This is a genomic window from Streptococcus sp. k-378 (genome assembly GCF_013277505.1).
Classification (GTDB): Bacteria; Bacillota; Bacilli; order Lactobacillales; family Streptococcaceae; genus Streptococcus; species Streptococcus pseudopneumoniae.
Genome location: NZ_VMNC01000049.1, coordinates 62688 through 72817 on the forward strand (window position 1 = coordinate 62688; position 10130 = coordinate 72817).

Here is a 10130-nt window from a genome sequence, read left to right on the forward strand (position 1 = left end):
GAGTTTTTCTTTGGTCTTTAATGATAAAGAAGGTATCAAAATTTCTAGTCTTCTTTTTTACCTTTAGTAACTACTAATCCTGCACTCAAACCTAGAAGAGCTAAACCTGCTGCTACTGCTGCTTGGCTTGCCGCACTACCTGTATTTGGTAACTGGGCTTTATTAGTTTGACTAGCTTCACTTGAATCAATTGGTTTTGTATCTGCTTTTTCTGACACTTGTGGTTTTTTAGCTTCTTGAGCTACTGGTTTGGTTCCAACCAAGATGATGCGGTCTGTCGGAGCTTCTACCACTTCACGGAGTTTTTCTTCCTTACTTCCATCAGGATTAATCGCTGTAAAGATACGTTCTTTACCAGTTTTTCCTTCTTGTTCTACACGAGTTTCACCTAGATACAGTGTTGAATCTTTTTTCTCAACTGTCTTGTATGCCAAATCTTTTTCAACAAATTCGAGTTTTGGAAAATCTTCTTGTACAGCAGCAACTGTCTTCTCAGAAACTGGTTTTTCCTTAGTCAACTGGATACGGTATTCCTTGACTTGTTTTCCACTTTCTGAAACGAGGCGAACAAGTACTGGAAGACTATCTTCTCCACTATCTACCACAGTCGAAGCTACTTGATTGTTTTCTTCAACTGAGACTTTTGGCCGTTGACCTTTATAGGTGATTTGGTAGTCTTGACGATCTTCAGCGAAATCAGCAAGTTCTTTTCCATCTACAAGAATCTTCGATTGAGTGCTTTCTTGAGGCAATTCGCTTGGTGCAAGGAAGGTCAGCTCAATCATCGCAACACCGCTCTTATCTGCTTTACGCTCCATACGCCATCTCATAGCTTTGGCTTTGATAGCTTTAAATGTTACGTTGATTTCATCACCAGCTGCAATGTCTTTATCCGCACGATAAGGCACAGCTTCCCAATTTTCTGGATTGTTAAATGGATGTCCAGATTCGTAGGCTTGGTAGTTTGAATAGTAGATAGGCACTTCAAAGTCTGGGCCGACATAACGTTCCAAAACAAGTTTAGATGGTGCATCTGTACCACTATCTACAAAGAACTGAACTTTTCCTTGTGCAACAGTCCGTTCTACAATCTTACCATTTTCACGGAAGATTACGCCTGCTGATACTTCTGGATTGGTAGACGGTCTTGCAGACCAGTTTGTCCAACGACGATTTTCTGAATGATCTCCGTCATTGAGATAATCCACACGGTCATGGGAGCTTCTATCAATATCGTTAGTGGCTGAAGCAAAGGCCTGGTTACTGTTTTCATCATACTCTGGGTTATCTGAAAGAGCTTCGCCTAGCTTGTCTGTCACTCGTACAGTGAACTCAGCAACAAGATCACTACCAAGAACATGGCCTCGAACGGTAAATTGACCTGCTTTTGTCAGATTTTCTGCTGGAACTTCTTCCCATTCAACTGACAAGTCTTTTGTTTCGTAGCCATCTTTACCTGTGAAGTAAACTGGAACCTTAGTCGGCAATTCAAGTGCTTGACCTACTTGTACCAAGCGAGCTTGTTTAACCGCAGCAACTGGTTTATAAGAAAGTAAGTTCTTATCCTTAGTGAAGTGCAGACGGTATTCTCCTAAGATGTCGCCATTTTCAGCTTTCGCGATGACACGAACTGGCTCACCTTCACGAACGCTTGGAACGACGGTAGCGAGGCCATTGTTGCTAACACTTGCTGTGACTGCCGTAACTTTTCCATCTACAGACTCAAGGTAGTAGTCTGTCAAATCAGGGTTGAAGTTTGCTAAGTCTTTGCCGTCAACTTGGATTCTTGTTTGTCCTTGTTTGGCTGCCGCAACTTGTTTCGCAAAGATTTGTACCTCTGTGATAGACGTTCCACGCTTGTTATCTGCTTTAACCATGCGAATACGAACAGCATAGGTTTCAACTTTATCAAAGCTAAAGTGGTTCATTTCTCCAGCCTTGAGTTGAGCAGGGGCTTTTAGATTAGTAACTGGTTTCCAGTTGGCAGAATTATTAAAGACATGGTCCTCATTACCAACAAAACTAGGGTTTTTAGGAGCTGTTGGGACAGTCTTACCAACATAATACTCAATCACATAAGACTTCGGTGCACCAACTCCATGGTCTTCGTGGAATCCGACACTTAGATTATCAACGGAGCGTTTGCTCAAGATACCTGAATCTCCAAACAGAACACCGACTGAAGCTTCTGGATTACTACGATTCCAGTTTGTCCAACGATTGGCTGGTTGGTTATTGTAGGAAATGAGCTTGTCATTAACATTTGAAACTGGGTCGCTTGGATTTGAATCTGAAGCAAAGGCAAGTGGCAATTCTGAACCGGTCCATTGGTCAGAAATGTTTACACCTTGCTCAGTTTGAGCAGATACGCGAACATGAAGTTTAGTTGTTAATCGCGTACCTTCTAAGCGACCATTAACTGTAAAGACACCTTCCTTAGCGTATTGCTCTGGACGAATCGCATCCCATGCAACCTTAGCTGATGAAACGTGACCATTTGAATCATATGTCCGAACGCTTTCTGGTAATTGTGGTGCTTCTGCGATTGGAGTTGTCACACTGACTTCTTCAACTGAAACGATACCTTCTACAGAGACTCTTGCACGCGCTTCAAGGTCAATTCCTTCAACTTTACCTAGTACTTCAAAGGTTTGATAGGAGTCTAGTTTTTCTTTCGGAATAGCTTGCCAAGTGACTTTGTGAGCTTTAGGGAAACCTTTGTCATACTCAACCGTTACTGTTGACGGAAGAGTAGGTTCTTGGTGTAAATCTGTCACTACATTTACTGGACGGATAGATTGCGCAATCTTCTTCTCAGTATTGGCCTGGATAGTGAGATCAACTTGGCCTTTAGCTCCCTCATATTCCGCTTTGAGAGTGACTGCTCCTGGCTTATGTAACTCAAGCATTCCTTTACGAATTGCGACTTCCCCTTCACCACTTGTAGAGAAGGTTACTTTATCAGCTGGTAATACAGCTTGCGTTCCATCTTGATAGTGAGCTCGAACCGACAATTTGACAGTTTGGTCTTCTTTGAGACTGTCAGCTTTTTCCACTTGCAAGCTCAAGTGAGCAATTTTTGGTGCTTCTTCAAGGAATTGAATTGCATAGGTTTGAAGAGGGCCACCATCTTTAGGCTGAATAAAGATGCTCGCACGCATGCCGTTTGCTGCGCTTGCTTGAAGAACTGTCACATCAGCATTTTCAGCACTTGCTGTGACTTCTGGCAGTTGGGCACCATAAGATAGAGTACGATATTGCATTGGTTGTCGACTAGTAAGACCTGTTACTGCCTCACCTCCAACAGTAACAGTTGGCACTACAGGTGCTGCAGCATTTCCTTCTTCTACCACAAGGGTTGCATGAATTGGTTGACCTTCTAAATAACCGGTCGCTTGAATACGAGAACCTGGAATTGCTAACTTAACTTTATCTTCTTCGGCAATCTCCCACTTGTCCACTTCATACTCTTGTACACTTCCATCAGTCAAAACATAGGAAACAGATTTGTCTACAGAATTCAAGTTAGTATTTGGAGCAATACGTTTAACTGTTGGTAATTCTTTCGCAATTGCTAGAACCTCGACATGAGCCTCTACCTCACGTCCATTTGCTGTACCTTTAACAGTCACAACTCCTGCTTGACTAACATCGACTTGAGACCAAGTTACTGGAAGTTTTTCACGACTACCGTCGCTGTATACAAAACCTACTGTTTTCGGCATTTTTGGTTCTTTACCAATTAATGTACGAACTCTTGCTACTTCTGTCCCCAAAACAGTCTTCTCTTGTCCTTTTTTCTTACCAGTAAAGACGGTAACTTGGTCCGATTTCAAGAGGTCTGAGTGGGCAGTCAGAGTGAATTTACCTGCTTGTTCAGTTGATTTAACGATGGCAACCCCTTTACCGTTAAAGGCTCTACGGATCCATGAACCATCTGCTTGCGCCTTATAGCGTTCTCGGCTGGCTTGTTCCCCATTATCGACACCGACTAGTTGACCTTGTCCATGCAATTGGAAACGAACCAAATTATTGGCAGTTGGTACAACATTTCCTTCACTGTCTACGATTTCGTAGTAGATGTAAGTCAAGTCTTTTCCATCTGCGGCGATGGCGTGTTCTTCCTTGACGAGGCGAACTCCTGCTGGTTGCCCTGCAGTGGTAATCTTGTCACGTGCAATTTCTTTTCCAGCTTCATCGCGAGCTACAGCTTCCAAGGTACCTGGTTGGTAAGCAACCTTCCACTCAAGATAGAGTTCCTTAGCATTCGCACCTTCTTGGTAGGTACGACCATCGCTGGTTTGTTTTTTGTTGAAGGTCTTAAGACCAAGAGATTTTCCATTCAAGAACAATTCTACACTAGAAGCATTCGAATAAGCACGAACTGGAATCTTACCTTCTGAGTCAGCTACTTTGGATGCTAATTCTTTGTTTTCCCAGTTCCAGTGAGGAAGAAGGTGTACCATCGGTTTCTTCTTAACAGAAACCCATTGGCTTTGGTAGAGATAGAAGTCATGTTTTGGAATGCCGGCTGTATCTACGATACCAAAGTAAGAGCTCTTAACAGGAGTTTGATTTTGGTTGTGCCATGGTGTAGGTTCACCAATATAGTCCGTACCTGTCCAGATAAACTGTCCAGCATAGCCAGCGTTGTCACGGTCAAAAGTCCATGAAGCGGTTACTGTTTTCCCCCAACCCACACGATCATTCCCATAGTCAGACTGTTCATAATGACGCTCAGGTCCATTGCTATGTTTCAATTCACGTTCAGGGCGATAGTAACTTCCACGTGTACGGGTAGCTGAAGATGTTTCTGATCCATAAATCAACCATTTTGGATGCTTAGCTCTAAGGGCTTTGTAATTATCTTCAGAATAGTTAAATCCAACAGCATCGAGTTCATCAGCAATTTTCTCATGCCCTCCGCTACCATTACCGAAACGGAATTTATCTGCTCCCATGGTAACATAGCGAGTCTTATCAACATCCTTGATAACCTTGACCAAACGTTTAACAGTTGCTAAAGAGTGGGCATCACCATTAGCTTCACCTATTTCATTACCAATTGACCACATGAAGATAGCAGGGTTGTTTTTGCCTCTTTCGACCATGGTACGTAGGTCAAAATCAGACCATTTTTCACCTTTTCGAGCTTCTGGGTGAGTGGCATCTTTTTCAAAGAAACGTCCATAGTCATAAGGTTTCTTGCCACCATACCAAGTATCAAAGGCCTCTTCCTGAACGAGTAAACCTAGTTCTGCTGCGATTTGCAAGGTTTGCTCACTAGCAGGGTTGTGGGTTGTACGGATGGAGTTAACTCCCATCTCCTTCATTTGTGTGAGACGACGGTATTCTGCTTTATAGTTTTCTTCTGCTCCAAGCGCCCCATGGTCGTGGTGCAAGGATACTCCATGGAATTTAATACGTTCACCATTCAAAGAGAAACCTTCATTTGGAGTCCAGTGATAGTAACGGTAACCAAACAAATCCTTCTTAGCATCAACCAATTGACCGTCACGGTAAACACGCGTAATCAATTCGTACAAGGCAGGTTTGTCATTTAAAACGGTCCAGAGTTTTGGTCTTTCAACTTCTAAAATCGCATCTAGGCTTGTTGATTCATGTACTTTTAAGGTACGGCTCTCTGTACGTACTAGACCTGTCACAGCCTGACCACCACGTTCAACGATTTGATATTCTGCTACAAGTTCATGGTCTTTGTCGTCCGTATTGACGATTTTGCTGGTCACATGAGTTTCAACCTTGCCATGTTGTTGTTCTTCAAGTTTTGGTGTTAAAATAGTTGTCCCATTTTTCTCAACATGCACCTTATCTGTCACTTGTAAAGTCACATCACGATAGATACCACTTCCTGAATACCAACGGCTACTTGGCTGTTTGTTGACTGCATGGACAGCAATCACATTCTCACGACCATCTTTGTTCAAATAGTTAGTGATATCATATGAAAATTGGTTATAACCATTTGGATAATGCCCCACTAACTGACCATTGACATAAACTTGAGAATCCATGTAGACGCCATCAAAAGTAAGGCGAACATTTTTCTTGAGGTCTTTTTCATCTAGTTTGAAAGTCTTGCGATACCAAGCTTCCCCACCGTTAAGCTGTCCACCTTCATTTTGTGCAGGAGATTCATGATCGAAATCGTTAAAAATACTCCAGTCATACGGTAAATCCAATTTTTTCCACGTAGATACATCTGCATCCGGTTTAATGACTTCCTTAGAATTTGCATTGAGTTTAAAGTGCCAATTTTGATTAAAATCCACTTTCCTGTCTTCAATCATTTGATTCACTTCTTCATTTGTTACAGCTTTAGCATCTTCCCTAAGCGGTTTTTCTTGACTTGAAGCTTGTGATTCTATCCTTGGAGCTTTTTCTTCCGGTTTAGCAGACACTTTTTCCTCTTTTGGAGTTACGGCTTCATCTTCTTTCTTCTCAGATGCAATAGCCTCAGTTGAACTAGATTCACTTTGTTCTGTCCTTTCAACTACATTTTTAGTTTCCAAAGCTTTATCAGCCTTTTCTTCTACTATCGTTTTTTCCTCTTTAGGTTTCTCAGCAGTATGAGTAATAAGTGTTTCATCCGCATAAACTACAGATTCTCCAGCTATATTTCCTCCTAATAGAACTGCACAAGTCCCAATCATTACTGAGCAAGCTCCCACAGCAAACTTACGAATGCTATAAACTCTTTTCCGATTCCAATGGCCTTTCCCCATAAAACCCTCCTTATATTATATTTAGTGCAGTTAGCTACTGCCAAAGCCCAAGTGGTATACATTGTATGACAACCTAGTTTCAACAATTTACATTTTATAGGAGCGCATTATTTTGCTTTTGCTGCGTACTCTTCGTTACGTTTAATCATTTGTTTTCTGTACCAAGCAAAGATACCGATATAGAATACAAGGAAGACTACTGCACCAAGAATTGCTTTGATATCACCAGTTGTAGTGTTACCAATTGTCCAACCAAGAAGTTTTTCGATTGGTCCTTCAAGAGTAGAGTGAGTAATCAATTGAGTTTGGCTCACACCTTCTGGGAAGGCACCTACACCTTTAGCAAGTTCTGTTGCAAATGGTGCAATAAGTGTACCTGAAAGAAGGAAGAGTGGCAACAAGAGTGTTCCGAAGATAATCATACGGAGCAATTTACCACGAGTTACAACTAAGAGAGCTGGAGTAACACCCATAGCGATGATACCTGCAAGTGGCAAGATACCATTTCCGACTTTTGAAAGAAGAACAGCTTCAATCAACATGATTGGAGCAAGTACGTTGGCACAAGCCCAGATTTCAGCACGACCAGCGATGAATGGCCAGTCAAGACCGATATTGAATTTACGTCCTTGAAGACGTTTAGTAGCAACGTTTGTAATACCTTGTGATAGTGGTTCTACGGCTGCGATGAACCATGAACCGATAAGTGAGAAGAGTTCCAAAGATACACCGGCAGTCAAACCAAGAGACAGCCATCCTTTGATAACAAGACGCCATTTATCTGCATCTGCAACCCCTTCAATTGGATGTGGAGTTCCCATAATACCGATAACGATACCAAGGATGAAACCGATGAAGAATTTAGATCCCCAGAAACCGATTTTCTTGTTCAATTTAGCAGCATCAAAGTCATATTTATCAAGGCCTGGGAAGAATTTTTCAAAAATCTTATCCAAAACCATGATAACTGGGTTCATCATGTAGTTCATGTGAGTTGATGTCATTGGTGATGAACTTGGAGCGTTAAGAAGGTCATCAAATGTAGGTTTCATCAAGTCAGAGTTGATAATTTTCAACACACCAACAAGGACGATAGCTGCTGTAGCAATAAAGAGTGAAACCCCTTGACTCACACCGTTGTTGTCTGCATACCATTTAATCAAAAGACCTGTGATAGACAAGTGCCAGATATCAAAGATATCAACGTCAAGTGTATCGGTTTTCTTCATAGCAAGCATCACTATGTTGACAATCAACATGATGAGCAAGAAGTATAGTGTCCAAGCAGAACCCCAAGTGATTGTAGCAAGTGGTGCCCAACCAACGTCGGTGATACTCAATTGGATACCAGTGTTTTCAACGAATTTTGCAAGCGACGCTGAGAAAGCAGTGTTTAGCATACCGATGATGGCACCGATACCTGTAAGAGCGATGGCAAGTTTGATACCACCTTCAAGCGCTTTGGAGAATTTCACTCCAAAAAGTAAAGCCAATACTGTCAAAATGATTAACATGATGACAGGTCCACCCATATCTAAGATGGGATTGAAAACCTTTCCGATTAGGTCAAAGATTGCATCCATAACAGTTCCTCCCTTTTTTATGTTATATGAATGTTAACAAATTGATAATTAGCTTAATCCGTGTTCTTTGATAGCTGCTTCAATATTGTCAAATACTGGAGCACTCATTGCAGGGATACGGAATAAGATTGGTCCAGCTTCGATAACTGGAATACCTGGGTCAAAACCAAGATCTGTCGCAGCGATTGGTGTGAAGATGTCATAACCCTTGATAAGGTCTTCGTTAACATCTTTGACCATGACTGCATCACAGTGAACATCGTAACCACGGTTTGAAAGTTCTTCTTCAAGAGCACTTTTAATTTGGTGGCTTGAGTTAACACCTGCACCGCAGGCAGCAAGAATTTTAATCATATGGATTTCCTCCGATTTAATATTTTTAATAGACAAGATTAAGCGATTTCTTCAGCTATATAAGCATAGAGGGCTTCTGGTTCAGAAATTTTTGATAGGTCTTCAAGATGACCATTTCCAGTAAAGAAGTCCATCAACTGAGCAAGAATGTTGGTTTGACTTGAACTTGAGTTATTAATGATAAAGAAGAGCAAGGATACTTCTACTTCCTTATCTGGTGCAATCATATTGTGGAAGGTCACAGGTTTCTCTAATCGAACGACCACAACTTTTTCAGCTAGATTATGAACAATATCTGTATGAGGAATAGCCACATTCGGCAAATCCTTACCCAAAAATTCCATATCTAAGCCAGTTGGAAATGACTTTTCACGCGTGATCAAGGCTTCACGATAAGTTGGAGTCACGATTTCTCGTTCCTCCAATAAAGTGGCAACCTGATCAAAGAGATGTTCTTGATTATCCGCTTCTAAGCAAAACACAAGGTTTTTGTCAAAGAAATGATCTAATCCCATAAGGTTTTCCCTTCTTTCCATTAACTTTATGCTATAAGTATAACACTATATGTAATCGTTGTCAATAGTTTTCTGTTGATTTTTGTCTTTTTTTATACTTTTGTTGTGTTTATAGTTTGTTATATAAAAATAAACAAACAAATATTCCAAGTATTTTTCTGTTCTAATACTCCATGAAAATCAAAGAGCAAACTAGAAAGCTAGGCACAGACTGCTCAAAACACCATTTTGAGGTTGTGGATAGAACTGACCAAGTCAGTAACCATATCTACGACAAGCCGACGTTGACGTGGTTTGAAGAGATTTTCGAAGAGTATTATTTTCCTTCTTTATCAGGAAATAGATAGCCAATCCCTACACAAGCTAGGACGCCTGCTCCAATCACCAAGCCACTTGAAATTGGCAACAGGTCCAAAATTGCATTCGCAATGATAAAGGCAATAATCAAACACATCAGACTAGCCTTGTAATCCTTTTTCAAAAGATTCTCTAGAGTGAAAAAGAGGAACAGACCCACCGGAATCAAAGACCAGAGGTTGACATCTAAACTTGGCCAGCCAACAGAACCAAAATACACTACTGTCACTGCTGCTAATAAAAAGACAATTCCCAATAATTTTTTCATTTGTTTATCTCCAATTTTTTTATGAACTTGAGTTCTCTGATAGTGATGCCTCACGTCCCTTACAAAAATCATTATAGCAGAGGAGTTTCTCAAGAACAAGTTCGTTTGCCTATCTGGTCTCTATATCAGTCTAAGTGGTTAAATAATGGCGATAAAATAAGGAAGCAGGGTAAGCGCGTCATAACAAGGTATCTATCATTCATGGAGTTCCTCCTGTATACTATTCGTAAAGTAAAACTATTGGAAGATATTTTAATGCCACAACCTATTGTTCCTGTAGAGATTCCACAATCTCGAAATGATAGAA

At 41.0% G+C, this 10130-nt stretch carries 6 protein-coding genes; 1 reads left to right on the plus strand and 5 read right to left on the minus strand.

What is annotated here, in order from left to right; all coding sequences use genetic code 11:
• Positions 1-44 precede the first annotated feature (44 nt).
• From bgaA to HT719_RS05930, 4 genes are all read right to left on the minus strand, one after another.
• Positions 45-6746, minus strand: coding sequence for an LPXTG-anchored adhesin/beta-galactosidase BgaA (gene bgaA / locus HT719_RS05915; protein WP_172928541.1), 6702 nt, complete (start codon positions 6744-6746; stop codon positions 45-47).
• A 107-nt stretch (positions 6747-6853) separates the two neighbouring features.
• Entirely contained in the window at positions 6854-8329 is a 1476-nt protein-coding gene (locus HT719_RS05920) for a PTS galactitol transporter subunit IIC (RefSeq protein WP_023937704.1), read from the minus strand.
• Between the two features lie 48 nt (positions 8330-8377).
• A complete protein-coding gene (locus HT719_RS05925) occupies positions 8378-8683 on the minus strand; it encodes a PTS sugar transporter subunit IIB (RefSeq protein WP_000590549.1) in 306 nt (101 codons plus the stop codon).
• Between the two features lie 38 nt (positions 8684-8721).
• Positions 8722-9198: a PTS sugar transporter subunit IIA gene (locus HT719_RS05930; RefSeq protein WP_172928543.1), complete on the minus strand. Its 477-nt coding sequence runs from the start codon at positions 9196-9198 to the stop codon at positions 8722-8724.
• Between the two features lie 173 nt (positions 9199-9371).
• Between HT719_RS05930 and HT719_RS05935 the strand changes: the two genes are divergently transcribed.
• Entirely contained in the window at positions 9372-9545 is a 174-nt protein-coding gene (locus tag HT719_RS05935) for a hypothetical protein (protein WP_044012035.1), read from the plus strand.
• Here the strand turns inward: HT719_RS05935 and HT719_RS05940 are convergent.
• Complete coding sequence (locus HT719_RS05940; protein WP_000734650.1) at positions 9515-9823, minus strand: hypothetical protein; 309 nt, start codon at positions 9821-9823, stop codon at positions 9515-9517. The genes HT719_RS05935 and HT719_RS05940 overlap by 31 nt on opposite strands.
• Between the last annotated feature and the right edge of the window lie 307 nt (positions 9824-10130).